Source organism: Komagataeibacter europaeus (assembly GCF_002173515.1).
Classification (GTDB): Bacteria; Pseudomonadota; Alphaproteobacteria; order Acetobacterales; family Acetobacteraceae; genus Komagataeibacter; species Komagataeibacter europaeus.
The window spans coordinates 1,243,469-1,269,122 of the sequence record NZ_CP021467.1; the positions used below are offsets into that span (position 1 = coordinate 1,243,469).

At 65.6% G+C, this 25,654-nt stretch carries 29 protein-coding genes; 5 read left to right on the top strand and 24 right to left on the bottom strand.

Annotated elements, in window-relative coordinates:
• Nucleotides 1–9: 9 nt before the first annotated feature.
• From S101446_RS05655 to S101446_RS05665, 3 genes are all read right to left on the bottom strand, one after another.
• Nucleotides 10–411, bottom strand: a complete 402-nt coding sequence (locus S101446_RS05655; protein ID WP_244184536.1) for a cytochrome c3 family protein — start codon at nucleotides 409–411, stop codon at nucleotides 10–12.
• Nucleotides 399–1,034, bottom strand: coding sequence for a ferric reductase-like transmembrane domain-containing protein (locus S101446_RS05660; protein ID WP_244184538.1), 636 nt, complete (start codon nucleotides 1,032–1,034; stop codon nucleotides 399–401). Before S101446_RS05660 ends, S101446_RS05655 begins: the two co-directional genes overlap by 13 nt.
• A 272-nt stretch (nucleotides 1,035–1,306) precedes the next feature.
• Nucleotides 1,307–2,725 (bottom strand): phospholipase D-like domain-containing protein, encoded by a 1,419-nt coding sequence (locus S101446_RS05665; protein ID WP_010507971.1) that lies wholly within the window; start codon nucleotides 2,723–2,725, stop codon nucleotides 1,307–1,309.
• 122 nt (nucleotides 2,726–2,847) lie between these two features.
• Between S101446_RS05665 and S101446_RS05670 the strand changes: the two genes are divergently transcribed.
• Nucleotides 2,848–3,246 carry a YraN family protein gene (locus tag S101446_RS05670; RefSeq protein WP_244184540.1) on the top strand — a complete coding sequence of 133 codons (399 nt, stop codon included), beginning with the start codon at nucleotides 2,848–2,850 and terminating at the stop codon, nucleotides 3,244–3,246.
• 15 nt (nucleotides 3,247–3,261) lie between these two features.
• On the opposite strand, the gene S101446_RS05675 is transcribed toward S101446_RS05670, so the two are convergent.
• The 10 genes from S101446_RS05675 to purB all read right to left on the bottom strand — a co-directional run bounded on the left by S101446_RS05675 (nucleotide 3,262) and on the right by purB (nucleotide 10,942).
• Entirely contained in the window at nucleotides 3,262–3,603 is a 342-nt protein-coding gene (locus S101446_RS05675; protein ID WP_010507969.1) for a hypothetical protein, read from the bottom strand.
• A gap of 142 nt (nucleotides 3,604–3,745) precedes the next feature.
• Nucleotides 3,746–4,081 (bottom strand): Grx4 family monothiol glutaredoxin, encoded by a 336-nt coding sequence (grxD, locus tag S101446_RS05680; RefSeq protein ID WP_010507968.1) that lies wholly within the window; start codon nucleotides 4,079–4,081, stop codon nucleotides 3,746–3,748.
• Between the two features lie 37 nt (nucleotides 4,082–4,118).
• The gene (locus S101446_RS05685; protein ID WP_010507967.1) at nucleotides 4,119–4,352 is read right to left on the bottom strand and encodes a BolA family protein; all 234 of its coding nucleotides are present in this window, start codon (nucleotides 4,350–4,352) and stop codon (nucleotides 4,119–4,121) included.
• A gap of 19 nt (nucleotides 4,353–4,371) precedes the next feature.
• Complete coding sequence (purL, locus tag S101446_RS05690; protein WP_087607864.1) at nucleotides 4,372–6,582, bottom strand: phosphoribosylformylglycinamidine synthase subunit PurL; 2,211 nt, start codon at nucleotides 6,580–6,582, stop codon at nucleotides 4,372–4,374.
• On the bottom strand, nucleotides 6,579–7,283 hold the full coding sequence (gene purQ / locus S101446_RS05695) for a phosphoribosylformylglycinamidine synthase subunit PurQ (protein WP_087607865.1): 705 nt from the start codon (nucleotides 7,281–7,283) through the stop codon (nucleotides 6,579–6,581). Before purQ ends, purL begins: the two co-directional genes overlap by 4 nt.
• Nucleotides 7,280–7,663 carry a Rap1a/Tai family immunity protein gene (locus S101446_RS05700; RefSeq protein ID WP_010507963.1) on the bottom strand — a complete coding sequence of 128 codons (384 nt, stop codon included), beginning with the start codon at nucleotides 7,661–7,663 and terminating at the stop codon, nucleotides 7,280–7,282. Before S101446_RS05700 ends, purQ begins: the two co-directional genes overlap by 4 nt.
• Nucleotides 7,660–7,902, bottom strand: coding sequence for a phosphoribosylformylglycinamidine synthase subunit PurS (gene purS / locus S101446_RS05705; protein ID WP_010507962.1), 243 nt, complete (start codon nucleotides 7,900–7,902; stop codon nucleotides 7,660–7,662). The genes S101446_RS05700 and purS overlap by 4 nt, the downstream gene beginning before the upstream one ends.
• Complete coding sequence (gene purC, locus S101446_RS05710; protein WP_010507961.1) at nucleotides 7,899–8,663, bottom strand: phosphoribosylaminoimidazolesuccinocarboxamide synthase; 765 nt, start codon at nucleotides 8,661–8,663, stop codon at nucleotides 7,899–7,901. Before purC ends, purS begins: the two co-directional genes overlap by 4 nt.
• A gap of 131 nt (nucleotides 8,664–8,794) precedes the next feature.
• Complete coding sequence (locus tag S101446_RS05715; RefSeq protein ID WP_010507960.1) at nucleotides 8,795–9,538, bottom strand: NRDE family protein; 744 nt, start codon at nucleotides 9,536–9,538, stop codon at nucleotides 8,795–8,797.
• 51 nt (nucleotides 9,539–9,589) lie between these two features.
• Nucleotides 9,590–10,942 carry an adenylosuccinate lyase gene (gene purB, locus S101446_RS05720; protein WP_019085550.1) on the bottom strand — a complete coding sequence of 451 codons (1,353 nt, stop codon included), beginning with the start codon at nucleotides 10,940–10,942 and terminating at the stop codon, nucleotides 9,590–9,592.
• Nucleotides 10,943–11,168: 226 nt separating this feature from the next.
• Between purB and S101446_RS05725 the strand changes: the two genes are divergently transcribed.
• The 4 genes from S101446_RS05725 to S101446_RS05740 are packed head-to-tail and all read left to right on the top strand — an operon-like array spanning nucleotide 11,169 to nucleotide 14,752.
• The gene (locus tag S101446_RS05725) at nucleotides 11,169–11,774 is read left to right on the top strand and encodes a YjbE family putative metal transport protein (RefSeq protein WP_010507956.1); all 606 of its coding nucleotides are present in this window, start codon (nucleotides 11,169–11,171) and stop codon (nucleotides 11,772–11,774) included.
• Nucleotides 11,774–13,753, top strand: coding sequence for a lytic transglycosylase domain-containing protein (locus tag S101446_RS18610; RefSeq protein WP_087607866.1), 1,980 nt, complete (start codon nucleotides 11,774–11,776; stop codon nucleotides 13,751–13,753). The genes S101446_RS05725 and S101446_RS18610 overlap by 1 nt, the downstream gene beginning before the upstream one ends.
• A complete protein-coding gene (locus tag S101446_RS05735) occupies nucleotides 13,753–14,217 on the top strand; it encodes a phosphatidylglycerophosphatase A family protein (RefSeq protein ID WP_010507954.1) in 465 nt (154 codons plus the stop codon). The genes S101446_RS18610 and S101446_RS05735 overlap by 1 nt, the downstream gene beginning before the upstream one ends.
• Nucleotides 14,218–14,248: 31 nt before the next feature.
• Entirely contained in the window at nucleotides 14,249–14,752 is a 504-nt protein-coding gene (locus S101446_RS05740) for a CinA family protein (protein ID WP_019085548.1), read from the top strand.
• Nucleotides 14,753–14,859: 107 nt separating this feature from the next.
• Here the strand turns inward: S101446_RS05740 and S101446_RS05745 are convergent, their stop codons facing one another.
• The 11 genes from S101446_RS05745 to S101446_RS05795 form a co-directional block, all read right to left on the bottom strand.
• Nucleotides 14,860–15,150, bottom strand: a complete 291-nt coding sequence (locus S101446_RS05745; protein WP_010507952.1) for a hypothetical protein — start codon at nucleotides 15,148–15,150, stop codon at nucleotides 14,860–14,862.
• Nucleotides 15,151–15,191: 41 nt separating this feature from the next.
• Nucleotides 15,192–15,680, bottom strand: a complete 489-nt coding sequence (locus tag S101446_RS05750; protein WP_010507951.1) for a type II toxin-antitoxin system RatA family toxin — start codon at nucleotides 15,678–15,680, stop codon at nucleotides 15,192–15,194.
• Entirely contained in the window at nucleotides 15,680–16,672 is a 993-nt protein-coding gene (gene lipA, locus S101446_RS05755) for a lipoyl synthase (protein ID WP_026018572.1), read from the bottom strand. Before lipA ends, S101446_RS05750 begins: the two co-directional genes overlap by 1 nt.
• Nucleotides 16,673–16,907: 235 nt before the next feature.
• Entirely contained in the window at nucleotides 16,908–18,317 is a 1,410-nt protein-coding gene (gene lpdA / locus S101446_RS05760; protein WP_087607867.1) for a dihydrolipoyl dehydrogenase, read from the bottom strand.
• 12 nt (nucleotides 18,318–18,329) lie between these two features.
• Complete coding sequence (locus S101446_RS05765) at nucleotides 18,330–19,586, bottom strand: pyruvate dehydrogenase complex dihydrolipoamide acetyltransferase (RefSeq protein ID WP_087607868.1); 1,257 nt, start codon at nucleotides 19,584–19,586, stop codon at nucleotides 18,330–18,332.
• 14 nt (nucleotides 19,587–19,600) lie between these two features.
• Entirely contained in the window at nucleotides 19,601–20,971 is a 1,371-nt protein-coding gene (locus S101446_RS05770; protein ID WP_010507945.1) for a pyruvate dehydrogenase complex E1 component subunit beta, read from the bottom strand.
• Nucleotides 20,972–20,978: 7 nt separating this feature from the next.
• Nucleotides 20,979–21,938: a pyruvate dehydrogenase (acetyl-transferring) E1 component subunit alpha gene (pdhA, locus tag S101446_RS05775; protein WP_231289843.1), complete on the bottom strand. Its 960-nt coding sequence runs from the start codon at nucleotides 21,936–21,938 to the stop codon at nucleotides 20,979–20,981.
• Between the two features lie 134 nt (nucleotides 21,939–22,072).
• The gene (moaC, locus tag S101446_RS05780) at nucleotides 22,073–22,564 is read right to left on the bottom strand and encodes a cyclic pyranopterin monophosphate synthase MoaC (protein WP_010507943.1); all 492 of its coding nucleotides are present in this window, start codon (nucleotides 22,562–22,564) and stop codon (nucleotides 22,073–22,075) included.
• Nucleotides 22,561–23,436, bottom strand: a complete 876-nt coding sequence (gene trpC / locus S101446_RS05785; protein WP_010507941.1) for an indole-3-glycerol phosphate synthase TrpC — start codon at nucleotides 23,434–23,436, stop codon at nucleotides 22,561–22,563. The genes moaC and trpC overlap by 4 nt, the downstream gene beginning before the upstream one ends.
• Nucleotides 23,437–23,454: 18 nt before the next feature.
• Complete coding sequence (gene trpD, locus S101446_RS05790) at nucleotides 23,455–24,849, bottom strand: anthranilate phosphoribosyltransferase (protein ID WP_087607869.1); 1,395 nt, start codon at nucleotides 24,847–24,849, stop codon at nucleotides 23,455–23,457.
• A gap of 6 nt (nucleotides 24,850–24,855) precedes the next feature.
• Nucleotides 24,856–25,452: an anthranilate synthase component II gene (locus S101446_RS05795; protein WP_026019633.1), complete on the bottom strand. Its 597-nt coding sequence runs from the start codon at nucleotides 25,450–25,452 to the stop codon at nucleotides 24,856–24,858.
• Nucleotides 25,453–25,654: the final 202 nt, after the last annotated feature.

Consider the following 25,654-nt stretch of genomic DNA (forward strand, 5'->3'; position numbering starts at 1 on the left):
ACCCGCGCGTCAGAACAGCCGCCCATGCGCCGGGATGTCGGGCCTGCGGGCATGGCAGTCGCGGCATTCATGCACCGGCCCCGCCTGCCGGCCCTGCTGCTGCAGGTTCAGGTGGCAGCCTTCGCACAGTTCATGGAACTGGTCGCGCATGATGGGGGCCAGTTGCGGCGTTTCCCTGTGGCAGGCGATGCAGGTGCGGTGTGTCGCCGGTGTCACCACCGGTTTGAGGAAATCATGGTGGCAGGTGACACAGTTATAGCCCCCATGCGCGCGGTGGTGGAACACAAGGGGAATGTCCTGCCCTGTCGCGACCGTCATCCGGTGCCCGATCACAAGCAGGGCGAACAGGACCACAAGCCCGATTGCCGTCAGGACAGGCGCCATCGCGCGCCGCAGGCCTAATGCCGCCATAACACGAACACCACCGTTTCGGACGCGGCCACGCACAGCATGACGCCAACCAGCCCGCGGGCCAGATACGCCGTGTGCAGCCGCCGCCTGCGCCCGTCGCGACGGGTGGGCACGCGCGCCAGCAGCCAGCGTTCCCCCATCGGCAGCATGCAGGCGACCACGGCGATCCCGACACACAGCCAGACCTGCCACCACAGGGCCACATGCACCCGTGTCGCCACGACATGGAAAACCGAGGCCCCGAGTACCGCCATCGCCAGCATCGCGTGCGAGCGGCGAAACATGGCCGCCGTCGCATAAAGCCCACGGCGCACGCGCTGCAACGCAAGGCACGGCGTCACCACCGCCAGCAGGGCCGCCGCCGCGCCGAACTGCATGCCGGGCGCGCCCGATGGCCACAGGTCATACAACGTCTGCGGATCCACCCACATGACCACCCCGGCATGCAGCGCCACCAGCCCGACGAACAGCCACGCCAGCCAGCGGTGCAGGGTCAGGAAGAACCGGCCGTCAAAAAAGGGTTCGGGCAGCGGGCGCCCGGTCAGGGCAAACAGCACAAGCAGGAAAAACAGCGCCGAAAACCCGCACAGCATGCTGACCTCCCACGCAGTGGACAGGTGCATGATGCCGCATGGCCAGAAACACAGCAGGAAAACGCTATAGGCCGCGCATAATGGCAGGATCAGGAACATGCGACACGCGATATATGTGGCATGGCCATAAGGGACTGCTTCAGAGAAAGCCGTTGATGGAAAGTGGCAAAGGTTTTGGGTGAAGCTTTTTTCAACAAGCTTCGGAAGACGCCGTCCTTTTGAAAAAAGGTGGCACCCGGAAACCTTTATTGCTCATATGCAATGGTAGGCATGCCCGCCCGACCCTGTCAATTCACCCCGCCCTACAGGTAAGGCAGGAACAGCCGCGCCGCCGCGTCCCGCATCTTGAGCGGGAAGGAACGGCGGTCAAGGTCATGGTGCGTCAGGCGCACATGGCGGTGGGTGGCGATGAAATCATCAATCCTGGCCGCCAGCGTCCCGTCATAGGCTTCCAGGTTGATTTCAAAGTTCAGCCGCAGGCTGCGCACGTCCAGGTTGGAACTGCCGACGAATGACCAGTGCCGGTCCACCACCATCAGCTTGGAATGGTTGAACGGCGGCCGCGCCAGCCAGATCCGGCATCCCGAATCAAGGAATCGCGGCAGGTTGGCCGACCGCGCCCAGTCCAGCACGGTATGGTTGCTGTGCCACGGCACGACGATATCCACCTCGATCCCGCGCATGGACGCAAGCGCAAGTGCGGTCAGGAACCGGTCATCGGGCAGGAAATACGGCGTCATGATCCGGATGCTACGCCGCGCCAGGGTGAAAGCCTGCAGCATGGTGTATTCGATCTTTTCCAGATCCATGTCCGGGCCCGCGGTCACGACGCGGCTCAGGCTGGGGCCGTGGCTGTCCTGACGCGGGAAATAGATGTCCGCCGTCAGTTCCTCGCCCCGGGTAAAGGCCCAGTCGCGGGCGAAGGCCTCGCTCAACTGGTGGACGACCGGGCCTTTCAGTTCAAAATGCGTGTCCGATACCGGGTGGCGGGGATGGTATGCGGCAATGTTTTCCACGCCAATGTTCAGCCCGCCCATGAAGCCGGTCAGCCCGTCCACCACCAGTATCTTCTTGTGGTCGCGCATGTTGATGAACGGCATGCGCCACGGCAGCATGGAATGCATGAACCGCCCCACCGGCACCCCCGCGTCATGCAGGATGCGCCCCACGCCACAGTTGAAATATCCCGATCCCACGCCATCAACCAGCACGCGCACCTGCGCGCCCCGCCTGTGGGCCGCGACCAGCGCGTCACAGAACTGCCGCCCGATCCGGTCGTCACGGAAGATGTACGAACACATCAGCACGCTGTGCCGCGCGCCGTTTATGGCATCCAGCATGCGGGGATAGACGGTGTCCCCATCATGCATGGGCATGATCGCGTTGCCACCCAGCAGCGGGCGGCCGGTCAGCTTGCCCACCATGGAGGCCAGCGGCGCGAAGGCCCCGGATTCGTCACGCCGCCATTGCGACGACATGGTGCGGCTGCGCCACGGGTGCTGTCCCGCCATGCGCCGCGCGCGCCGGTGCACGCGGTTGATGCCGAACATCAGGTACAGCGCCCCACCCGTCAGTGGCATGAGCACGGTCACGCCAATCCAGCCGATGGACGCCCCGACATCGCGCTTGGTCAGCAGCACATGCACCACCACCGCCGCGATGATGGACACGCGCGCCAGCAGCAGGCAAAGATCCCATATGGTCAGGAAATGAAGAAGCATGTCGCACATCCTGTCGCGGCCCGCGGCGTTTTCCCCATGGCCGACAAAGCCCGGTCGTGCTGCCTGCTATATCCTACCAGCCGGGTTTTACACACCCATGCCAGCCGCAGGAAAAACAAAGCATGACAATGCGTAATGCTGTCCCCGCTCCCCTCCACCGCCAGCGGCGCGGCAGGCGGGCCTGCGCTGATGGCATGGCGGCGGAACGGCTGGCGATCGCGGATATTCAGGCCCGTGGCGGACAGGTGCTGCTGCACCGCGCGCGCACGCGATGGGGGGAAGTGGATATCGTGGCGCTGCAGGCAGGCTGCCTGATCTTTGCCGAAGTCAAGGCACGCCCGTCCCTGCTGGCGGCGGGCGAAGCCATCCGCCCGGCGCAGGTGGCGCGCATCATGAACGCCGCGCAATTTCTATGCGCGGCCAACCCGCACTGGGTTTACGACAGCATGCGCTTCGATCTGTGCGCGGTGCTGCCGGGCAATGTCGTGGAATGGATACCGGACGCCTTCAGGCAGTATTGAGGCCGCTGCCCGGGATCAGGTGCGGTGGCGGGCCGCCGTGGGGTGGATGTGGTGGGCCACCGTGCCATGCGGGTGATAGACGATGGCATGGACCATGGTACGGCGCGTATGGGCCGCCGAACTGTGGTTCGCCGCCATCACGACCGGGGCGCCATGGCCACCATGGCCACCCGCGCGACGGGCATAGGCCACATGCCGGACCGGCGGCGGGGCCGCCGTCAGCGCGCCCAGTGTCAGCCGGTCGGCTTCCATGTCCGTCACGGCGTGGGTACGGGCGTGGGCGGGGGTTATGATGCTGCCAACAAGACCTGCGCCAAGCAGTAACATTGTAGCAAAACGCAAGTCGCTGTAGCGCATCAGGCCCCCTTGTTTTTCAAACCTGCACGAAGCTAGGCGAAAGCATGGGCGCGACGCAAGGGATGTTGTCCACAAAACGGGAAACGGGCGGAACATTTCTGTCCCGCCCGTCCCGATCCACCATATTATGGTGCGCAGGCACTCAGGCCGCGGCGGTGGCGATGCCCTTTTCCGCCAGCAGCTTTTCCAGCTCGCCGGTCTGGTACATTTCCGTCACGATATCGCAGCCACCAACGAATTCGCCCTTGATGTAAAGCTGCGGCACCGTCGGCCAGTTGGAGAAATCCTTGATGCCCTGCCGCAGTTCGGGATCAGCCAGCACGTTCTCGGTCTTGAACGGCACGCCAAGGTGCTTGAGCACCTGCACCACGCGCGCGGAGAAGCCGCACTGCGGGAAGTTGGCGTCGCCCTTCATGTACAGCATGACGGGGTTGGCGTCGATCTGCGCCTGGATGCGCTGTGCGATTGTTTCAGCCATTGTTTTCGTTTCCTGCGTTGGGGGTAAGAATCCGTGATCAGTCCGGGGTCTGCGTCTGCAGGGCCAGGGCGTGCAGCTTGCCGCCCATGTGCCCCTGCAACGCGTTATAGACCAGCTGGTGCTGCCGCACGCGTGGCAGGCCGCGAAAGGCCTCGCTCACGACACGGCAGGCGTAGTGGTCCCCGTCGCCCGCCAGATCATCGATCTGGATCTTCGCATCAGGCAGGGCTTCGCGGATATAGGTTTCGATTTCCTGTGCCGTCATTGCCATCTGGCTTAAAACTCCTGCCCTATCGGTCCATCAGTCGCGGAAAGAATTCGGAATGTACCGCGAGCAGACGTGCCTTGGATATTGTGGACCCGCTGGGCAATGTCAAACCCTCGCCCCCCGAACGGCCCAGCCTGCGGCATGGCACACCCGCCTTTGCCGCAAGGGTGGCCAGCGCCTGCCCGTCGCGCACGGCGACGACGTAACGCGACTGGTCCTCGCCAAACCAGAAGGCTTCGGGCCGCATGCCCGACTGCGGCGCATCCAGGACGCAGCCCGCCTGCCCCGCCATGACCATCTCGGTCACCGCCACCAGCACGCCGCCATCGGCCACGTCATGGCAGGCGATGATGGTGCGGTCCTGAATCAGGCCACGCACGAAATCGCCATTGCGCCGTTCGGCGGCCAGGTCCAGTTCCGGCGGTTCCCCGTCCTGCGCGCCAAGGATCTCACGCAGCCAGATCGACTGGCCAAGCTGGCCCTTCGTCTCACCCAGCAGCATGACATCGCAGCCATCGGGCATTTCCAGCCCGACCGCCGTGCGCACGTCCTCCAGCACGCCCAGGCCGCCAATGGCGGGGGTCGGCAGGATGGACTGTGACGTGCCGTCGGGCGCGCGGGTCTCGTTGTACAGCGAGACATTGCCACTGACGACCGGGAAGTCCAGCGCGCGGCAGGCTTCCCCCATGCCCGCGATGGCATCGACGAACTGGCCCATCACCTCCGGCTTTTCAGGCGAGCCGAAGTTGAGGTTGTCGGTCACCGCCAGCGGGCGCGCGCCGGTCGCGGTAATGTTGCGCCATGCCTCGGCCACGGCCTGCGCACCACCCAGCCTCGCATTGGCGCGGCAGTAGCGCGGCGTGCAGTCGGTGGTCAGGGCCAGCCCGATCTGCGTGTCCTCGACCTTGATGATCGCGGCGTCGGCCGCGCCGGGACGGCGCACCGTCTGGCCGCCCACCGTGCTGTCGTACTGGTTGTAGACCCACGCGCGCGATGCAAGGTCGGGACAGCCGATCAGCCGGATCAGCGCCTGTTCCACGCCCACGGGATCGATGATCCGTTCCATCGGCTGCGGCTTCAGCGCAGGCGCGGTCGGGCGGTGATAGACCGGGGCCTGATCCGCCAGCGGGGCCAGCGGAATGTCGGCCTCGACCTCGCCCTTGTGGCGGATCACGATGTTGCCGGTATCGGTCAGGTGGCCGATGACGGCGAAATCCAGTTCCCACTTGTCAAAAATGGCGCGGGCCTGTTCCGTGCGGTCGGGACGCAGCACGATCAGCATGCGCTCCTGGCTTTCGGACAGCATCATTTCATAGGCCGTCATGCCGCGTTCGCGCTGCGGCACGTTATCAAGGTCAAGGTCGATGCCGACCCCGCCCTTGCCCGCCATTTCAACAGCGGACGAGGTCAGGCCGGCAGCCCCCATGTCCTGAATGGCCACGATGGCGTCGGTCGCCATCAGTTCCAGACAGGCCTCGATCAGCAGCTTTTCGACAAACGGGTCGCCCACCTGCACGGTCGGGCGCTTGGTCAGCGCGTCCTCGTCAAACTCGGACGACGACATGGTGGCCCCGTGAATGCCATCACGCCCGGTCCTGGACCCGACATAGATCACCGGGTTGCCCACACCGGCGGCGGCCGACAGGAAGATGCGGTCCTGCCGCGCGACACCCACCGTCATGGCGTTGACCAGCGGGTTGCCATCATATGCGGGGTGGAAGTTGATCTCGCCCCCCACGGTGGGCACGCCCACGCAGTTGCCGTAGCCGCCCACGCCGCGCACCACGCCATCCACGATGCGGCGGGTCTGCGGGTTGTCGGGGTCGCCAAAACGCAGGGCGTTGAGGTTGGCGACGGGACGCGCGCCCATGGTGAACACGTCGCGCAGGATGCCGCCCACACCCGTCGCCGCCCCCTGGTAGGGTTCGATGAAGGAGGGGTGGTTATGGCTTTCCATCTTGAAGATGGCCGCCAGCCCGTGGCCGATATCGACCACGCCCGCGTTTTCACCGGGGCCGTGGATGACCCACGGGGCCGTCGTCGGCAGGGTTTTCAGGAACGCGCGCGACGATTTGTACGAGCAGTGTTCGGACCACATGACCGAGAAAATGCCCAGTTCCGTAAACGTGGGCGTGCGGCCCATGATCGACAGGACATTGCCGTATTCTTCCGCCGTCAGGCCGAATTCGCGCGCCAGTGCCGCATCAACGGGGCGCGGTGACTTTGCACTCATCCGACCAGTGCCTCCACAAGTCCCGTAAACAGGGGTTTTCCGTCCTCGCCCCCCATCAGCGGATCAACCAGATCCTCCGGGTGGGGCATCATGCCGCAGATCCGCAGGTTTTCACTGAACACGCCGGCAATGGCGTTCATGGAACCATTGGGGTTCAGCTGCGGGTCGCCTTCATCCACGCGGCCATCTCCGGCCACGTAACGGAAGGCCACGCGATCCGTGTCCTCCAGCATGCGGATGGTGTCGGCGCTGGCGATGTAATTGCCATCACCATGCGCCATGGGGGTGCGGAACACATCGCCCTTCGCCCAGTGGCGGGTGAACGGCGTGTCGTTGCGCTCGACGCGCAGGAAACAGTCCTGCGACAGGAAGCGCAGCGCCGCGTTGCGCAGCAGCGCGCCGGGCAGCAGCTGCGCTTCGGTCAGGATCTGGAACCCGTTGCATACGCCCAGGATATGCCCGCCTTTGGCCGCGAATTCACGGATTGCCGCCATGATCGGGGCATGCGCCGCCATCGCGCCACAGCGCAGGTAATCGCCATAACTGAAGCCACCGGGCAGCACCACAAGGTCAGTGCCCGCGGGCAGCGCCGCCTCCCGGTGCCACACCATGGCCGGCGCCTGGCCGGTCACGCCGCGCAGGGCGATGGCCATGTCACGTTCGCGGTTGGTGCCGGGGAAAACTACAATCGCCGCCTTCATTTGCCGCCGCCGCAGGGATAGGATTCATGAAGCGCGGTAAACACGGCCTCCCCCGCCGGGCGGGACAGCGTGTCACGGTGGTCCTTCATCCAGCTTACGACCTTGGTGCGCATGTCCGCCGTGGGGGTTGCGGGGGTTATGCAGAAGGCCGAAACGTCCTTGGCGTCCTTTTCGGCATTACGCTCGAACAGGTGGTCAAGGGCGCCGGAATCGGCAACGCCGGAAATATAGGCGTCACAGATGCCGGTACCGGCGGGCTTGGTGCACAGCGATCCAAGCTGCTCGCCCGTCAGGCGCGACAGGCGCTGGGCGGACGCATGGGAAGCGGGCAGGCCAACGGCCATGACGCAGCCAAGGGCAAGAAGGCGGGCGATCTTCATCCAGCGACCTCCGTCGTGAAGTCCTCGATCACAAGGTTGGCCAGCAGCGCGCGCGCCATGGCGTCGGCCTGCGCGCGGGCGCGTTCGCGATCGGTTTCGTCAATGTCCAGTTCGATCACGCGCCCGATGCGGACTTCGCCCACATTCTTGAAATCCAGCACGTGCAGGGCGTGTTCCACCGCCTTGCCCTGCGGGTCGAGCACGCCTTCCTTCAGCATGACGGTCACGCGCACCTTCATTGCATTACCTCCGGTCCCTTCATGTCGGAATTCGTGGCCTCGGGCAGGATACCCAAGCGCATCGCGACTTCCTGATATGCTTCCTCAACCTTGCCCATGTCCTTGCGGAAACGGTCCTTGTCCAGCTTCTCGCTGGTCTTGGCGTCCCACAGGCGGCAGTTATCGGGCGAGATTTCATCCGCCAGCACGATACGCATGTTGTCGCCTTCGAACAGGCGGCCGAATTCCAGCTTGAAATCGACAAGGATGATGCCGATGCCCATGAACAGGCCGCACAGGAAGTCGTTGATGCGCATGCTCAGCGACACGATGTCTTCCATGTCATGCGGGCAGGCCCAGCCGAACGCGGTGATGTGTTCCTCGCTCACCATCGGGTCGTTCAGGGCGTCGTTCTTGTAATAGAATTCGATGATCGGGCGCGGCAGGCGCGTGCCTTCCTGAATGCCCAGCCGCTTGGACAGCGAACCCGCCGCGACGTTGCGCACCACGACTTCCAGCGGAATGATCTCGACTTCGCGGATCAGCTGTTCGCGCATGTTCAGGCGGCGGATGAAATGGGTAGGAATCCCGATATCGTGCAGCCGCAGCATGAGGTGTTCGCTGATACGGTTGTTCAGCACCCCCTTGCCGGTGATGACGCCCTTTTTCGCGCCGTTGCCGGCGCTGGCGTCATCCTTGAAATACTGCACGAGGGTGCCCGGTTCGGGCCCCTCGAAAAGGATCTTGGCTTTTCCTTCGTAAAGCTGGCGGCGGCGGCCCATACTCGTCCTTCACATAACGCTGCGGGGACGGGCCGGGAGCGGCCCCTCCCCTGATCTGCGGGATCCGTTGTCGGCATGATCCCTGATGATGCGCATGGCATAGCAGCGATCCGGCCCGGAAGATACCATATTTACCCTGCCCGCGCGCCCGGGGCCGACAGGTTGACGGGCTGGTAGCCCACGCGGTCCGGGGCGCCGGCGGCGAAAAACCATGAATGCCGCCCATCGCGCGCCACCCCGATGGCCGATGAACTGCAGGTACCAAAGCCCGAACGCGGCGGGATGTTCAGTTCGCTGCCCGCAGGCAGCGAACGGTCGGCCAGCAGCGTGGTCCACGCCGTCCACTGCGGCGGCACCGGGCGCCGGGCCGCGCGGAAACGCGGCAGGTGGCGGGCGATGCGCGGCATGGCCATGTCATCGGGGTCGGTGGTGGCGACCATGTGCACGCCCGGCGCCAGCGGTTCGACCTGTGGCCGGCCATAGCCGGGACCACGGATGAAGAAGGCGCTGTCCCCATCGGCCACGATCATGTTGAACGACCGCCACGCGCCCGCATCGATCGTGGCGATATGCGCCACGGCGTCGCGCGCGGTGGGAAAGCGCCCGGCCAGCAGCGGCAGCGCCCCGCGTGAATTCTTGCCCGGCATCGGGCCAAGGCTGCCCACGCGGTTCATGATGCCCGCCACGACACCCGCGTCATTCAGCGTCAGCCACGACCCGCCCGCGACCTGGTCCTGCCCGCCCACGACATCGGGCTGGTCCACCCAGTGCCGCCCCGGCGGCAGCCAAGGCCGGTCAAGGCGTTCATCACGGTTGGCCGCCATCAGCAGCGGCCATTCCTGGGCCGGGTCGTGGGAAATGACGACTGTGCACACGCCTTGATATCCTGCTGTTGTTTGCGTCAGGCCACGGTGTGGTCCGTGTGGTCAGGCCCGCGCGGGGCCCGGCTCACCAAACACGCGGCTGTAGGTATGGTCGATCTGGCGCAGGTGGGCATTGCTGTCCATGGCCGCGTCCAGCACTTCGGGCGGCACCCGGCCCGCGACCTCGGGGTCGGCGTCCAGGTTTTCGCGGAAGGTCTTCGCATCCTTGCGGCCCAGCCTGGTCCACGTCTCCATGGCGTTGCGCTGGACGATCCGGTACGCATCCTCGCGCAGGATGCCCGCGCGCGCCAGCGCCAGCAGCACCTCGCCCGAATGCACCACGCCGCCGAGGCTGTCGATATTGGCCTGCATCTGGTCAGGATAGACCACCAGCTTTTCCATCATCCCCGCAAGCCGCATGAGCGCGAAGTCCAGCCCGATCGTGCCATCGGGGCAGATGTTGCGCTCGACCGAGGAATGGCTGATGTCACGTTCATGCCACAGCGCCACGTTTTCCAGCGCCGGGATGACGTGCGAGCGCACGAGGCGGGCCAGGCCCGTCAGGTTTTCCGACAGCACCGGGTTGCGCTTGTGCGGCATGGCGGACGAACCCTTCTGCCCCTTGTGGAAGAACTCCTCCGCCTCGCGCACTTCCGAACGCTGCAGGTGGCGCACTTCGGTGGCCAGACGCTCGATCCCGCTGGCGATCACGGCCAGCGCGCAGAAATACGCGGCATGCCGGTCGCGCGGGATGACCTGCGTGGACACGCCTTCGGGCTTCAGGCCCAGCTTCGCGGCCACATATTCCTCAACGCGCGGGTCGATATGGGCATAGGTGCCCACCGCGCCGGAAATGGCGCAGACGGCGATTTCGTCGCGCGCGCGCAGCAGGCGTTCACGGTTACGGGCGAATTCGGCGTAATGCCCCGCGATCTTCAGGCCGAATGATGTCGGTTCGGCATGGATTGCGTGGCTGCGGCCGATGGTCAGGGTGTATTTGTGTTCGAACGCCCGGCGCTTCAGCGCCACCAGCACCGCGTCAAGGTCGGCCAGCAGCAGGTCGGTGGCCTGCACCATCTGCACCGACAGGCAGGTGTCCAGCACGTCGGACGATGTCATGCCCAGATGCACGAAGCGGCTGTCCGGCCCCACCTTTTCCGCCAGCCACGTCAGGAACGCGATCACGTCGTGGCGGGTTTCGGCCTCGATTTCATCAATGCGGTCCAGATCGGCCTGTGAAAAGGCGGCCATGGCGGCGTCGCCCTTCGTGCGGATGGTCTTTGCGGCCTCGGCCGGGATCGCGCCGTATTCCGCCATGGCTTCACAGGCCAGGGCCTCGATCTCGAACCAGATGCGGTAACGGTTCTCGGGCGACCAGATGGCGGCCATGACGGGACGGGTATAGCGCGGTACCATGTTCTCGGGCTTCCTTGCAGCAAACGGACAATACAGGATCAGGCGGCCTTCCTAGCCAATTCTGCCGCGTGCGTCTCCCTTATATTCACCTGTGATTCATAACGTGGCATATATCACGCGCCGGAACGGGTGTGTTTGCATGATGCGGGCGGCAAACGGCATAAAGCGATTGTGAAACCCCGCGCCATCCCCGCCATGGCCCATTGTCCCAGGAACGTATCTGCCCATGTCCGCCATTTTTTCCGCCTCCTCCCTTTACGCGCTGGCGCAGGTTGTCCTGATTGACGTGACGCTGGCGGGGGACAACGCCATCGTGGTGGGCATGGCGGTGCGCAACCTGCCGCACGCCTCGCGCCGAATCGCCATCCTGTGCGGCGTGCTGGGGGCGGCGGTGATCCGGATCTGCCTGGCGCTGGTGGCGGTCAGGCTGCTGGCCATCATCGGGCTGACGCTGGCGGGCGGGCTTCTGCTGCTGTGGGTGTGCTGGCGCATGTACCGCGAAATGCGCGGCGACGCCCATGCCGAAGGCGACACCCCCGCACCTGCGTCCCTGCGCAACGCCATCATCCGCATCATCGTGGCCGACCTGTCCATGAGCCTTGATAACGTTCTGGCCGTGGCTGGCGCCGCGGGCGAGCACATGGGCGTGCTGGTGGCGGGGCTGGTCATATCGGTGGTGCTGATGGCGGTGGCGGCGTCGCTGATCGCGCGCCTGCTGGAACGCTATCGCTGGATTTCGTGGGTCGGGCTGCTGGTGGTGCTGGCGGTGGCGATCGAACTGATCGTCAAGGGCGGGGGCGAGATCTGGACCCATGTGGGAGGGGCCGCGTAATGCCGCGCCGGGCTGCTCCCGGCCCCGTCGCGGCCCAGGGCCTTGCCGCGGGGCTGGCGCTGCTGCTGGCTGCGTCCCCGCTGCATGCGGCCCCTGCCCCCGCCGCGCCGCAGGGCAACTGGCCCACGCCGGGACAGGCCGCGACCGGCAATGCCGATGATGATCCCGTCGCGGCGAAGCTGCTGGTCTACCTGCGCCTGCTGTCGGGCAGCGGCACGGCGGAGGAATATGCGACGTTCGTGGACGAAAACCCGTCATGGCCGCAGCGCGCGCTGCTGCTGGCGCGTTTCCAGCAAAAACTGGTGGCCGAACCCGATGACGCGGTGGCAGGCGCGCTGTGCGACCGCCAGCAGTTGACGGACGTGCATGCGCTGGTGCGCTGCGCGCGTGCAACGCCCCGCCCCGCGGCGCTGGACAGCTGGGCGCGGGTGGCATGGGTCAACCGCGCGGATACGCAGCCCGATGCGCAGGCCATGCTGTCCGCCTTCGGCCCCGTGCTGACGCCACAGGACCACTGGCTGCGATTCGACCGGCAGGAACGCGCGGGCCGGATCGATGCGGCGACACGGCAGGTCCCCATGCTGGACACCGGCCAGCAGCCCGTCGCACGCGCCCGCCTGGCCTTCCGCCGCAATGACCCCGATGCCGAAAACACGCTGGCCACCCTCCCGCCCGAACAGCAGGCCGATGGCGCACTGGTGCTGGACCGCCTGCGCTGGCTGCACCATGCGCAGCGGCTGGATGAGGCACTGGCCCTGTGGCATGCGCGTGGGGTGGAAACCGAAAAGCATCAGACCCCGGCGGTCGCCGCGGTTTTCTGGCGCGAACGCGACGCCATGGCGCGCGACCTGCTGCTGGCCCACCGCACGGATGACGCGCTGTTCATGGCCAATGACAGCGCCGATACCGGGTCGGCCACGCATTACGACGCCCTGTTCCTGACCGGGTGGATCCGGCTGGAATACCTGCATGACGCCGACCACGCGCTGGCGGACTTCACGCCCCTGGCGCAGGCGGTGCCCGTCATTACCCGCAGTCGCGGGCTGTACTGGGCCGGGCGCGCGCTGTGGGCGCAGGGACGCCATGGACCGGCAAAGGCGCAGTGGCAGCAGGCGGCGGCGCTGGCCAACACGTTTTACGGGCAGATGGCCATTGAACGGCTGGCGGGCGACAGCATGAACCAGCTGATCGTGCCCGACCAGGCGGGCCGCCAGATCCGCGGCTACCTGCTGCGCGAACGTGAACCTACGCCCGCCGTGGCCGATTCCGTGCATTTCGACACCAGCGACCTGGCCCGCGCGGCCGAGATACTGGTGGCGTGGGGCGACCGGCACCATGCCCGTGACTTCATCCTTGCCCTTGATGCGCAGGATACCGGCCCGATGAAGCACGTGCTGGCCGCGCGCATGGCCACCCGGCTGGGTATCCCCGATGCCGCCGTGATGGTGGCCCGCCTGGCGGGCAGGGACGGGCTGACGCTGGTGCATGAAGGCTGGCCGCGTGCCTATGACCCGCCGACATCCACCCTGCCCGCCGATGTGGAACTGGCGGTGGCACGGCAGGAAAGCGGCTTTGACGCGGGCGTGGTCAGCCCCGCCCACGCGGTGGGCCTGATGCAGCTGCTGGTTCCCACGGCGCGGGAAGTCGCGCGCAAGGCCGGGCTGAACGTGAATGTCAGCGCGGCCAGCCTGACGGACCCGCAATTGAACATGCGGCTGGGGGCGGCGTTCCTTGCGGATATCGCGCAGCGCATGGGCGGCGCCGTGCCGTACGTGGCCGCGGCCTACAACGCGGGGCCGCACCGCACGGATACCTGGCTTATGACACTGGGCAACCCCGCGCGTGACACGCCCCAGCCGGACGCCATGCTGGACTGGATCGAAAGCATCCCCTTCGGGGAGACACGCAACTACGTTGAACGGGTGGAGGAGAACATGGCCATTTACCAGGCAACCGATCCGGCGCTGGGCCACGGCTGATGGCGCGTCCCCTGTCCCACCTGATCGCAAGTTTTGGCGGCACGGGGTTCGCCCCGCGCGCGCCGGGCACGGTGGGGTCGCTGGCCGCCCTGATCGTGGGGGTGCCGCTGCTGGGCCACTGGATCTGGATGGCGCTGGCGGTGCTGGTATGCACGGCGGTGGGCTACCGCGCGACGCAGCTTGCCTCCAACGGGGAGGATCACGGCTGGATCGTGATCGACGAGGTCGCGGGCATGTGGCTGGCCATGTTCCCGCTGGCCCCCCTGCGCCTGTCCGCCCTGCGGTGGGCGGACGTGCTGTGGCTGCTGCTGGCCTTCGCCCTGTTCCGCCTGTTTGACATTACCAAGCCCGGCCCGGTGGGCTGGTTCGACCGCAGGCATGACGCCATGGGCATCATGGGGGACGATATCGTGGCCGGAATCATGGCAGGCATCATCCTGACAGGCATCCGTTTCCTGGCGTGATGCGTTAGGGTGGGAAAGGAGACCATACCGGATGCTACCTGATACATTCCTTGCCCACATGCCCGACGCGCTGGCCCGCTTCCGTTCGGCGGGCTGCCGGATTGTCACGGCGGAAAGCTGCACCGGCGGCCTGCTGGCGGCCGCCCTGACCGAAGCCGCCGGATCGTCTGACGTGGTGTGCGGCGGATTTGTCACCTATTCCAACAGCATGAAGGCCCATGCGCTGGGCGTGCCCGCGAAACTGCTGGAACAGTACGGCGCGGTCAGCCGCGAAGTCGCCGCCGCCATGGCGCAGGGCGCGCTGGCCCATGCGCCCGACGCCAACCTGTCCGTCGCCATTACCGGCATTGCCGGTCCCGGCGGGGCATCAGCGGGCAAGCCGGTGGGCCTGGTCTGGTTTGCCGTGGCCACCAGCGGCACGGTGGATACGGTGTCCCATCTTTTCGCGGGGGAACGGTGGGATGTACGCACGCAGGCCGTGCGCACGGCGCTGGCCCTGCTGCTGGACCATGCGGGGCGCCTGTCGGCGGAATAGGCCGTCATGAAAGTTCCTGGTGAAGCTTTTTTCAAAATGCTTCGAAAAACGCCGCCTTTTCGAAAAAAGGCGACGTCCGGAAACTTTTATTGTTTTCAAGCAGTTTATTAATATCCGGCGACCGTGCTGCCCGTTTCAGGCACGCGGATGGCCGGTGCGGTCTGGCCCGTGCCCTCGGCCTGGACCGGGTGGCCGGGGGCCGCCACGGGCGCGGGCGGCGCGGTCTTGAGCGAGGCACGGGCCTTCTGCAGGCTCTGGTCATTCAGGTCGGCGGTTTCCGCGTCGCTGGCGGCAACGGATTCCCTGCCCGCGTGGTGCGACGGCGCGGGTGCTGCGAACGCAGGCTGCGCCATGCACAGCAGCACGCCCCCTGCCATGGCGGTCATAATGGTTTTCATGATTGGGTATTTCCCTGTCCGGTTTTACGTAAGGGGGGCCGTCAGGCGTTCCCGGCCTTGGCCGGGCCAACGGGTTGCTGCGGTGCGGCGACGGCGGGCGGCGGGCCGTAGATGTCACGCGCCCGGCGGATGAAGGCCGAGACCATAAGCCGCACCGCTTCGTTGAACACCACGCCGATCGCCGCCTGCAACAGGCGGGAGCGGAATTCGAAATCCACGAAAAAATCGACCAGGCAGCCACGCGGTTCCGGGGTGAAGGTCCACACGTTGTTCAGGTAACGGAACGGTCCCTTTTCATAACTGACGCGAATGGTGTCGGGCGCTTCCAGCAGGACGCGACTGGTGAACGTCTCCCGGAAGGGACCGAAGCCAATGGTCAGGTCGGCCACCAGTTCATCCGCCGTGCGGGTGCGCACGCGCGCACTGGTGCACCACGGCAGGAACTGGGGGTATTTCCCGACGTCGGCCACCAGATCAAAAAGCTGGCTGGGGGTATAGGCGATAAGCCGACGTTCGGCATGGGTGGGCATCACTTCATCTCCGTTGCGCCACGTTCTGTCCGCAGGCGTTGTTCACGTGCGGCGCGCAATTCCGCAAAATCAGAATCCGCATGGTACGACGACCGTGTCAGTGGCGAGGAACTGACCTGCAGGAACCCCTTCACGCGGGCCATGCCCGCATAATCGTCGAATTCCCCGGGCGTGACAAACCGTGCCACCGCAGCATGCTTCACTGTTGGTTGGAGATATTGCCCCAGTGTGATGAAATCAACGTCCGCAATCCGCAGATCATCCATGACCTGAAGTATTTCGGGCCGTTCTTCGCCCAGTCCCAGCATCAGTCCCGATTTCGTGAAGATGGACGGGTCCAGCCGCTTCACGTCATCCAGCAGGCGCATCGACTGGTAATACCGCGCACCGGGCCGGATGGAGGGATACAGCCGGGGCACGGTTTCCAGGTTGTGGTTGAATACGTCAGGCCGCGCCGCCACCACGACCTCCAGGCTGCCGGGCTTGCGCAGGAAGTCCGGGGTCAGGATTTCGATGGTGGTGTCAGGGGCGGCGGCGCGTATGGCCGCGATCACGCGCGCGAAGTGATGCGCGCCACCATCGGGCAGGTCGTCGCGGTCCACCGATGTTATGACAACATGCCGCAGGCCCAGCTTCGCCACCGCGTCGGCCACGCGCTGCGGTTCGTCCGCATCCAGCGCATGCGGCAGGCCCGTGGTGACATTGCAGAACGCGCAGGCGCGGGTGCAGATTTCCCCCATGATCATCATGGTGGCGTGGCGCTGGGACCAGCATTCGCCAATATTGGGGCAGGCCGCTTCCTCGCACACCGTGACCAGCCTGTTGTCGCGCATGAGCTTGCGCGTCTCGTGATAGGTCGGGTGGTTGGGCGCGCGCACGCGTATCCACTCGGGCTTGCGCGCGATGGGGTTGTCGGGCCGGTGTGCCTTTTCCGGGTGCCGCTGCGCGGCCTCCCCTTTCTTCCGGTGATCGATCATCAAACGCACGGACATGACGCAAAAATTCCCGTAAACAGGCAGATAACCAGAAGTGTAACGCCTGCCCCACCACGTCAAGCGTTCTTGCCGCCTTCGTCCCGGCAGGGGATCACAACCGCACGATCAGCGCGCCTGCCCCCCTGCCTGCCGGACAGTCAGAAGTTTCTGGTGGGGCTTTTTGCAGGAAGCCCCAGGGAACGCCGCCTTTTTGAAAAAAGGCGGCATCCAAAAACTTTTCCTTGTTTATCAATCAGATATGCAATGCCCCGTCATAGGCCGCCAGCACCGCTTCGTGCATGGTTTCCGATATGGTGGGATGCGGGAAGATGGTTTCCTTCAGTTCCGCGTCCGTCAGTTCCCCGGTGCGGGCAATGACGTAACCCTGGATCATCTCGGTCACTTCGGCGCCGACCATGTGGGCGCCCAGCAATTCGCCGGTGGCGTCGTCGAATATGGTCTTGACCATGCCCTCCGGCTCCCCCATCGCGATCGCCTTGCCATTGCCGATGAACGGGAAACGCCCGATACGCAGCTTGTGGCCCGCCGCCTTCGCCTTTTCTTCCGTCATGCCGACGGACGCCACCTGCGGGCGGCAATAGGTGCAGCCGGGAATGTTCAGCGGGTTGATCGGGTGGACGGTGCGGCCCGCGATCTGTTCGGCCACCATCACGCCTTCATGGCTGGCCTTGTGCGCAAGCCACGGGGCGCCGGCGATGTCGCCAATGGCGTACACCCCTTTTTCCCCCGTGCGGCAATAGGGATCAACCTTGATATGGGTGCGGTCCACTTCGATCGCGGTGCCTTCCAGGCCGATATTCTCGACATTGCCGACAATGCCGACCGCCGAGATCACGCGCTCCACCATGACCTGCTGCACCTTGCCATCCACGGTCACGTCGATGGTGACGGCGTTGTCGCCCTTGCGGATCGCGCCCAGCTTCGCCCCGGTCAGGATCTTCATCCCCTGCTTTTCCAGCGCCTTGCGGGCAAAGGCGCTGATTTCCGCATCTTCAACCGGCAGGATGCGGTCGGCGACTTCCACAATCGTCACCTCCGCGCCCATGTTGCGATAGAAGGAGGCGAATTCGACCCCGATCGCACCCGACCCGATCACCAGCAGGCTGCGCGGCAGTTCTTTCGGCACCATCGCCTCACGGTAGGACCAGACCAGCCTGCCATCGGGTTCCAGACCCGGCAGCACGCGCGCACGCGCGCCCGTGGCCACGACCACGTTGGGCGCGGTCAGGGTGGCGGTTTCCTTTCCATCCACGCTGACCGACACCTTGCGCTGCCCGCCCGTGGCGCCCGCCAGCCTGCCAAAGCCGTTGACGACCGTGACCTTGTGCTTTTTCAGCAGGTGGGCGACGCCGGCGGAAAGCTGTGCCGCGACATTGCGCGACCGCTTGATCACCCTGGCGAAGTCAAAACGCACATTGTCCGCCGCAAACCCGAATTCGCCAAGGTTGTGCAGCAGGTGGTTGATTTCGGACGCGCGCAGCAGCGCCTTGGTCGGGATACAGCCCCAGTTGAGGCAGATGCCCCCAAGCTGCGCCGCCTCGACCACCGCGACCTTCAGCCCAAGCTGGCCCGCGCGGATGGCCGCGACATAGCCGCCCGGCCCGCCACCGATGATAATGACATCAAATTGCGTGGTGCTCATCAAACCGTTTCCTCAGACCACAAGGCTCATGGGGTTTTCAACCACGTTGCGGAAGGCCGAAACCCATTCCGCCGCCAGTGCGCCGTCCACCACGCGGTGATCGACCGACAGGGTCACGGTCATGACGGTGGCGATGGTGATTTCATTCCCCTTCACCACCGGCCTGCGCTCACCCGCCGCAATGGCGAGGATACCGGCCTGTGGCGGGTTGAGGATGGCGGAAAACGCCTTCACCCCGTACATCCCCATGTTGGAAATGGAGAACGTGCCGCCCTGGAATTCCTCCGGCTTCAGCTTGCCGGCGCGCGCGCGGGCCACAAGGTCGCGTGTTTCCAGACTGATCTGGCGCAGGCCCTTGGTGTCGGCATTGCGCACGATGGGCGTGATCAGGCCATCGGGGATGGAAACGGCGACGGAAATATCCACGTCGTCATAAACCAGCATCGCGTCATCGCTGTACGCCACGTTGACCCTGGGCACGCGGCGCAGCGTTATGGCGGCGGCCTTCACCAGCATGTCGTTGACGGAGATCTTGTACGCACCCGGTCCCTCGTCGGGGGCGGCGGCATTAAGCTGGCTGCGCAGGGCCAGCAGCGCGTCAAGCTGCACATCCATTTCCACATAGAAATGCGGAACGGTGGTCTTGGCTTCCGTCAGCCTGCGCGCGATCACCTTGCGCATGGTGGAATGCGGCACGCTTTCATACCCGGCGGCTGCCACTGCCGGTGCGGCGGGGGCTGCGGGTTTCGGTGCCGGTGCCTGTGCCGGGGCCGCGGCCGCCTGTTCCACGTCGCGGCGCACGATGCGCCCGTTGGGGCCGCTGCCCTTCAGCGTGGACAGGTCAATGCCCCTGCCCGCCGCGATCCGGCGCGCCAGCGGGGACGCGAACACGCGCCTGCCCCTGCCCGCCGGGGGCGCAGCGGGCGCGGCCTGCGGTGCAGGGGTTGCGGTGGGTGCCGCCGCGGAAGCGGGCGTTGCCGCCGCCGGGGCCGCGGGGGCGGATACGGGCGCATCCGGCACGCTTTCGCCTTCGGCCACCAGTATGCCAATCGGCGTGTTGACGGCGATGCCTTCCGTCCCCTCGGGGATCAGGATGCGGCCCAGCACGCCTTCATCCACGGCCTCGACTTCCATCGTGGCCTTGTCGGTTTCGATTTCCGCGATCACGTCGCCCGCGGCAATCGCCTCGCCTTCCGCCTTGACCCAGCGGGCCAGCTTGCCTTCCTTCATGGTGGGCGACAGGGCGGGCATCAGGATGTTGATGGACATCGTGCGATCCCCCTTCACACAACCTGCCGGACGGCATTGATGATCCAGTCCGGGTTGGGCAGCGCGAGTTTTTCAAGGTTGGCGGCGAACGGCATGGGCACGTCGGCCCCGGTCACGCGCACCGGCGGCGCATCAAGGTAGTCAAACGCATGTTCGATCACCTGCATGGCGATTTCAGCGCCAATGCCCGCGAACGGCCAGCCTTCCTCCACCGTGACCAGGCGGCTGGTCTTCTTCACGCTGTCCACCACGGTCTGGGTATCCAGCGGGCGGATGGTGCGCAGGTTGATGACCTCGGCCTCGATCCCCTGCTCCGCCAGCTTCGCCGCCGCTTCCAGCGCCGTGCCAACCATGATGGAGAAGGTGACGATGGTGACATCCGTGCCCGCGCGCTCGATCTTCGCCTTGCCGATGGGCAGGATGAAGTCCTCGTCCACCGGGCAGGGAAAACGCTGTCCGTACAGGATTTCGTTTTCAAGGAAGATGACCGGGTTGGGATCACGGATGGCCGCGCGCAGCAGGCCCTTGGCATCCGCCGCCGACCAGGGTGCGACCACCTTCAGCCCCGGCACATGGCCGTACCAGCTTGCGTAACACTGCGAATGCTGCGCACCCACGCGGGCGGCCGCGCCATTGGGGCCACGGAACACGATGGGGCACGACATCTGCCCGCCCGACATGTAACGCGTCTTGGCGGCGGAATTGATGATCTGGTCAATGGCCTGCATGGCGAAGTTCATGGTCATGAACTCCACAATCGGCTTCAGCCCGGTCAGCGCGGCCCCGATGGCCATGCCGGTAAAGCCCTGTTCGGTAATGGGGGTGTCGATCACCCGCTTTTCACCAAACTGGTCCAGCAACCCCTGCGAGACCTTGTAGGCCCCCTGGTACTGGGCCACTTCCTCACCGATCAGGAACACGTCCCCGTCCCGCGCAAGTTCCGCGGCCATGGCGTCGCGCAGGGCCTCGCGCACGGTGATCTCGGCAGTCTCGCCCCAGTCCTTTTCCGGCTGGGCCGACACGGGCGGCGCGCCGGGCGCGGCAGGCACCGGGCCACAGGATGGCGGGGCGGCAGGCGTGGCCGCCGCATTCGGGGCCGCCGTGGCGGGGGATGCCGCGGCGGGCTGCGCGTCCGCGTCCTCGCCTTCGGCCAGCAAGATGGCGATGGGCGTGTTGACGGCCACGTTTTCCGTCCCCTCGGGGATCAGGATACGGCCCATGATGCCTTCATCCACGGCCTCGACTTCCATCGTGGCCTTGTCGGTTTCGATTTCCGCAATCACGTCGCCAGCCGCAATGGCCTCGCCCGGCTTGCGCAGCCAGCGCGCGACCTTGCCCTCCTTCATCGTGGGGGACAGGGCGGGCATGAGTATTTCTGTTGCCATCTTTGATTCAGCTTCCTACCAGGATGTCCGTCCACAGTTCCGAGGGATCGGGCTCGGGACTGGTCTGGGCAAACTCCGCCGCGTCAAGCACGACCGCCTTGACCTTGTCATCCATCGCCTTCAGGTCGCTCTCGGCCACGCCACGTTCCAGCAGTTCACGGCGCACGCGGTCGATGGGGTCATGGTTCTTGCGCACGTCCTCCACTTCCGAACGCTGGCGGTATTTCGCCGGGTCCGACATGGAATGGCCACGGTAGCGGTAGGTATCGACCTCCATCAGCACCGGGCCCTTGCCCGCGCGGCAGTGGGCCACGGCTTCGGCCGCCGCGGCGCGCACCGCCTCGACATCCATGCCATCGACATACATGCCCGGAATGCCCCACGGCTCCCCATTGCGCCAAAGGGCCTTGGAGGCGGAGGACCGTTCGACGCTGGTGCCCATGCCGTAGCGGTTGTTTTCCAGCACGAACAGGCAGGGCAGCTTGTGGAGCGCCGCAAGGTTGAAGCTTTCGTAAACCTGTCCCTGGTTCGACGCGCCTTCGCCATAATACGTGACCGAGACTTCGTCCGTGCCGCGATACTTGTTGGCGAACGCCAGCCCGATCCCCAGCGAGACCTGCGCGCCCACAATGCCATGCCCGCCATAGAAATGCTTTTCGCTGGAGAACATGTGCATGGAACCGCCCTTGCCGTGGGAATAGCCGCCCTCGCGCCCGGTCAGTTCCGCCATCACGCCGCGCGGGTCCATGCCGGCCGCCAGCATCTGCCCGTGATCGCGGTAGGAGGTGATGATCTTGTCCCCCTGCTTCAGTTCCATCTGGATCCCGACCACGACGGCTTCCTGCCCGATATACAGGTGGCAGAAACCGCCGATCAGCCCCATGCCATACAGTTGGCCCGCACGTTCCTCGAACCGGCGGATCAGGACCATCTGGTAGTAGGCTTCCTTCAGGTCGGCTTCGGTCATGGTCCGGCTGTTATGCCCGCCGGACAGGCCGGGATCTGTCTCGTTACTCATCAAACGTCCTCAGGTTCATGTTTCCTGGGCCATGCCTGTGCGGGCACGGCGATCGGAGCCAGCGCCGGCGTGCCGGCATGCCGTCATGGTGTGGCGGCACGATCATAAGTGCCCGACGCCCCACCGGATTTATGGATCACGTGTATCTGACCGATTTCCATGTCACGTTCCACGGCCTTGCACATGTCATACAGCGTCAGCGCCGCGACGGAGGCGGCGGTCAGGGCCTCCATCTCCACCCCTGTCGGCCCGGTGGTGCGCACGCGGGCGGTAATTTCGATCCCCGCGCCCGCCGCGTCGGGGGCCAGGTCCACCTTCACCGATGAAATGGCCAGCGGGTGGCACAGCGGGATCAGGTCCGATGTTTTCTTCGCCGCCATGATGCCCGCGATCCGCGCGGTCGCCAGCACGTCGCCCTTTGGCATGTCCCCCGACAGGATCATGGCCAGTGTCGCGGGCCGCATCCTGACATGCCCGTGCGCCACGGCTTCGCGCCGCGTATCGGGCTTGGCCGAGACATCGACCATGACTGCATGCCCCGCCGCGTCAAGGTGTGACAGGCGCGCGCCCGTCATGGCGTGGCGTCATCCGCCGGCGCGTCCGGCGCGGTGCCCAGCAGGGCATGGACGGCGGCCCCCACGTCCTCATGCCGCAGCAGGCTTTCCCCCACCAGGAAGCCCGACGCGCCAATGGCGTTCAGCTTCACCACGTCGGCATGGGTGCGGATGCCGCTTTCGGACACGATGATCCGGTCCGGCGGCACCAGCGGGGCCAGGCGGCAGGTGGTCTCGATATCGGTCTGCAGCGTTTTCAGGTTGCGATTGTTGATGCCGATCAGGGAGGTATCAAGGGCAAGCGCGCGGTTCAGTTCGCCCTCGTCATGCACTTCTACCAGAACGTCCATGTCCAGCCCGCGCGCGATGTCCAGCAGTTCGGCCGCTTCCGCATCGGTCAGGATCGCCATGATCAGCAGGATGCAGTCCGCCCCGATCAGGCGGCTTTCATGCACCTGCCACGGGTCGATGATGAAATCCTTGCGCAGCAGCGGCAGCTTGCACGCCTCACGCACACGCGTCAGGTCTTCCGCGCAGCCGTGGAAGCACGACCCTTCCGTCAGCACCGAAAGGCACGCGGCCCCCGCCTTTTCATATTCCTGCGCGATCACGGTCGGTTCGTAATCGGGGCGCAGGATGCCGGCGGAAGGCGACGCCTTCTTGATTTCCGCGATCAGCCCGATCTGGTGGTCGGCGGTCTTCTGCTTCAGCGCCTGCCCGAAGCCGCGCGGCGGCGTGGTCACTTCGCGCGCGCGCGCCGTGATTTCCTTCAGCGGGGTGACCTTGGCACGTTGCGCCACGTCCACCCGGGTCCGTGCACAGATACGTTCCAGAACATCGGGAATGCTGTCCACATCCGCGGGCTGGACACTACCTGTCTGGGGGGGGGTCATTGGCGTGTCGTTCATTTTCTACCCTGTTACTCTGTTTGGCATGTCCGCCCGGAAATTCCGGACAGCCTCCAGCACGGCCGCGACCGCACCCTTATCAAGCGCGTCGGCCGCAAGGCCGGCATTCGCGCGCAGGGCGGCGTAATCAATCGCGCCGCCCCGGATAATACTGTCGCCCCGCCCCGCCACGTGCAATGCCACCGCGGCGTTCAGCAGCACGGTATCGCGATAGGCCCCGCGCGCGCCCTGCGCCAGCGCGCGCAGGGCGGCGGCATTATGCGCGGGCGCGCCACCGGCAATGGCCGAAATCGGCGCGGGGTCGAACCCCGCCTGCCCTGCATCCACGATCAGCGACATGACCTGCCCGTCTTCAAGGATGGTGGCATGGTTGGGACCGGCCAGGGTCAGTTCGTCAATGTACCGCCCCGCGCCGCAATCCCCGCATATGGCCCATACGCGCGCCGACCCGGTCGCCTGCAGTGTCCGGACCATGGGGCCCAGCCAGTCGGGGGAAAACACGCCCACCATCTGCCGCGCAACCCCCGCAGGATTGCACAGCGGGCCAAGCAGGTTGAAAATAGTGCGAAAACCCAGCGCCCGGCGCACCGCCCCCACATGCCGCATGGCGGGATGGTGATTTGTGGCGGCAAGGAAGGCCAGCTTATGCTCCGCCACCATGGCGCCGATATGCCCGTGGTCCACCGGCAGCGGCACATCCAGTTCCAGCAGCACGTCCGTCGCCCCCGAGCGCGAGGACAGCGCGCGGTTGCCATGCTTGACCACCGGTGCCCCCAGGGCGGCCAGCACGAACGCCACGGCGGTGGACACATTCAGCGTGCCCAGCCCGTCGCCCCCCGTGCCGCATACGTCAATCGCCCCCGGCGGCATGCCGGGCACCGCCACCATGCGCGCGCGCATGGCGCGTACGGCGGCCTCCAGTTCGGTCACGGTTTCCCCGCGCATGTGCAGTGCGGTCAGGAAGGCCGCCAGCCCGCCCGTGGGCACACGCCCGTCCATGATCTGGTCAAAGGCCACCTGCGCCATAGTGGCGTCCAGCGCGCGACCCGCCAGCGTCCAGTCCAGTATTTCGCGAAATTCCGGCGTCATGGCGGCGGCTGCGGACGCATTGCCGCCCGGTCCGGCTGCCGTCGCGGCATCATTGTCGCGCACCCCGCCCGCAGGCACGCGGTTACGCAGTTCGGCTTCCAGTTCCACCGGGTCGGACAGGATGCGGCCCTGAATGTACAGCCCGGTCAGGAAGGCGATGGCGGGAATTTCTTCCATCGCGCCCGCCTTGATGGCATCCAGCGCGGCCTTGACCTGTTCAGGCGCCACGACTTCGCCGCCCGCGACACGTCCCGGAAGATCGCGGAACATTGTGCTGGCGGCCGAGGCGCTGTCCCTGCTGCTGGCCATCGCCGTTCAGGCAGCCTTGCGCGGCGCATTGCCGCCACGTGCGATGGACAGGAAATTGGCCATGATTTCGTGGCCGTATTCCGATGCAATGCTTTCGGGGTGGAACTGCACGCCAAAGATCGGCAGCGTCGCGTGCCGCAGGCCCATGATGACCCCGTCGGACGTATGCGCGGTGGCCACCAGCGTATCGGGCAGGCTGTCGGGATCAACCGTCAGGCTGTGGTAACGCGTGGCGTTGAACGGGTCGGGCAGGCCGGCAAAGATATCGGTCCCGTCATGGTACACCGGCGAGACCTTGCCATGCATCGGCACAGGCGAACGCACGACCCTGCCGCCAAAGACCTGGCCGATGGCCTGATGGCCAAGGCAGACGCCAAAGACCGGCACCTTTCCCGCCGCCGCCGCGATCAGGTCACAGCAGATCCCGGCCTCGTTCGGGGAACAGGGACCGGGCGAGATGACAATCGCCTCCGGCTTCAGCGCCAGCGCGTCGTCCACACTGATCGCATCGTTGCGGTACACTTCACACGTCTCCCCCAGATCGCCCAGATAATGGACGAGGTTGAACGTGAAGCTGTCATAATTGTCGATCAGAAGGATCATGGGCGTATCATGGCTTTTCCGCTGGGCCGGGTCAAACCTTCTGGCGTGACCCGGCATGTCTTGCCTTTCCTTACCATGTACGCGGGGGGCATGAAATCACCTTGCAAAATGTTTCAGGCCGCTGCCGTAAAACACACAAAGGGTTTCGGGTGACGCTTTTCGCCAAAAAGCTTCAGGAAACGCCGCCTTTTTGAAAAAAGGC

Coding starts and splice junctions, on each gene's coding strand:
- S101446_RS05655 (WP_244184536.1), bottom strand. CDS start 411: ATGGCGGCATTAGGCCTGCGGCGCGCGATGGCGCCTGTCCTGACGGCA.
- S101446_RS05660 (WP_244184538.1), bottom strand. CDS start 1,034: ATGCACCTGTCCACTGCGTGGGAGGTCAGCATGCTGTGCGGGTTTTCG.
- S101446_RS05665 (WP_010507971.1), bottom strand. CDS start 2,725: ATGCTTCTTCATTTCCTGACCATATGGGATCTTTGCCTGCTGCTGGCG.
- S101446_RS05670 (WP_244184540.1), top strand. CDS start 2,848: ATGACAATGCGTAATGCTGTCCCCGCTCCCCTCCACCGCCAGCGGCGC.
- S101446_RS05675 (WP_010507969.1), bottom strand. CDS start 3,603: ATGCGCTACAGCGACTTGCGTTTTGCTACAATGTTACTGCTTGGCGCA.
- grxD (WP_010507968.1), bottom strand. CDS start 4,081: ATGGCTGAAACAATCGCACAGCGCATCCAGGCGCAGATCGACGCCAAC.
- S101446_RS05685 (WP_010507967.1), bottom strand. CDS start 4,352: ATGGCAATGACGGCACAGGAAATCGAAACCTATATCCGCGAAGCCCTG.
- purL (WP_087607864.1), bottom strand. CDS start 6,582: ATGAGTGCAAAGTCACCGCGCCCCGTTGATGCGGCACTGGCGCGCGAA.
- purQ (WP_087607865.1), bottom strand. CDS start 7,283: ATGAAGGCGGCGATTGTAGTTTTCCCCGGCACCAACCGCGAACGTGAC.
- S101446_RS05700 (WP_010507963.1), bottom strand. CDS start 7,663: ATGAAGATCGCCCGCCTTCTTGCCCTTGGCTGCGTCATGGCCGTTGGC.
- purS (WP_010507962.1), bottom strand. CDS start 7,902: ATGAAGGTGCGCGTGACCGTCATGCTGAAGGAAGGCGTGCTCGACCCG.
- purC (WP_010507961.1), bottom strand. CDS start 8,663: ATGGGCCGCCGCCGCCAGCTTTACGAAGGAAAAGCCAAGATCCTTTTC.
- purB (WP_019085550.1), bottom strand. CDS start 10,942: ATGGTACCGCGCTATACCCGTCCCGTCATGGCCGCCATCTGGTCGCCC.
- S101446_RS05725 (WP_010507956.1), top strand. CDS start 11,169: ATGTCCGCCATTTTTTCCGCCTCCTCCCTTTACGCGCTGGCGCAGGTT.
- S101446_RS18610 (WP_087607866.1), top strand. CDS start 11,774: ATGCCGCGCCGGGCTGCTCCCGGCCCCGTCGCGGCCCAGGGCCTTGCC.
- S101446_RS05735 (WP_010507954.1), top strand. CDS start 13,753: ATGGCGCGTCCCCTGTCCCACCTGATCGCAAGTTTTGGCGGCACGGGG.
- S101446_RS05740 (WP_019085548.1), top strand. CDS start 14,249: ATGCTACCTGATACATTCCTTGCCCACATGCCCGACGCGCTGGCCCGC.
- S101446_RS05745 (WP_010507952.1), bottom strand. CDS start 15,150: ATGAAAACCATTATGACCGCCATGGCAGGGGGCGTGCTGCTGTGCATG.
- S101446_RS05750 (WP_010507951.1), bottom strand. CDS start 15,680: ATGCCCACCCATGCCGAACGTCGGCTTATCGCCTATACCCCCAGCCAG.
- lipA (WP_026018572.1), bottom strand. CDS start 16,672: ATGTCCGTGCGTTTGATGATCGATCACCGGAAGAAAGGGGAGGCCGCG.
- lpdA (WP_087607867.1), bottom strand. CDS start 18,317: ATGAGCACCACGCAATTTGATGTCATTATCATCGGTGGCGGGCCGGGC.
- S101446_RS05765 (WP_087607868.1), bottom strand. CDS start 19,586: ATGTCCATCAACATCCTGATGCCCGCCCTGTCGCCCACCATGAAGGAA.
- S101446_RS05770 (WP_010507945.1), bottom strand. CDS start 20,971: ATGGCAACAGAAATACTCATGCCCGCCCTGTCCCCCACGATGAAGGAG.
- pdhA (WP_231289843.1), bottom strand. CDS start 21,938: ATGACCGAAGCCGACCTGAAGGAAGCCTACTACCAGATGGTCCTGATC.
- moaC (WP_010507943.1), bottom strand. CDS start 22,564: ATGACGGGCGCGCGCCTGTCACACCTTGACGCGGCGGGGCATGCAGTC.
- trpC (WP_010507941.1), bottom strand. CDS start 23,436: ATGACCCCCCCCCAGACAGGTAGTGTCCAGCCCGCGGATGTGGACAGC.
- trpD (WP_087607869.1), bottom strand. CDS start 24,849: ATGGCCAGCAGCAGGGACAGCGCCTCGGCCGCCAGCACAATGTTCCGC.
- S101446_RS05795 (WP_026019633.1), bottom strand. CDS start 25,452: ATGATCCTTCTGATCGACAATTATGACAGCTTCACGTTCAACCTCGTC.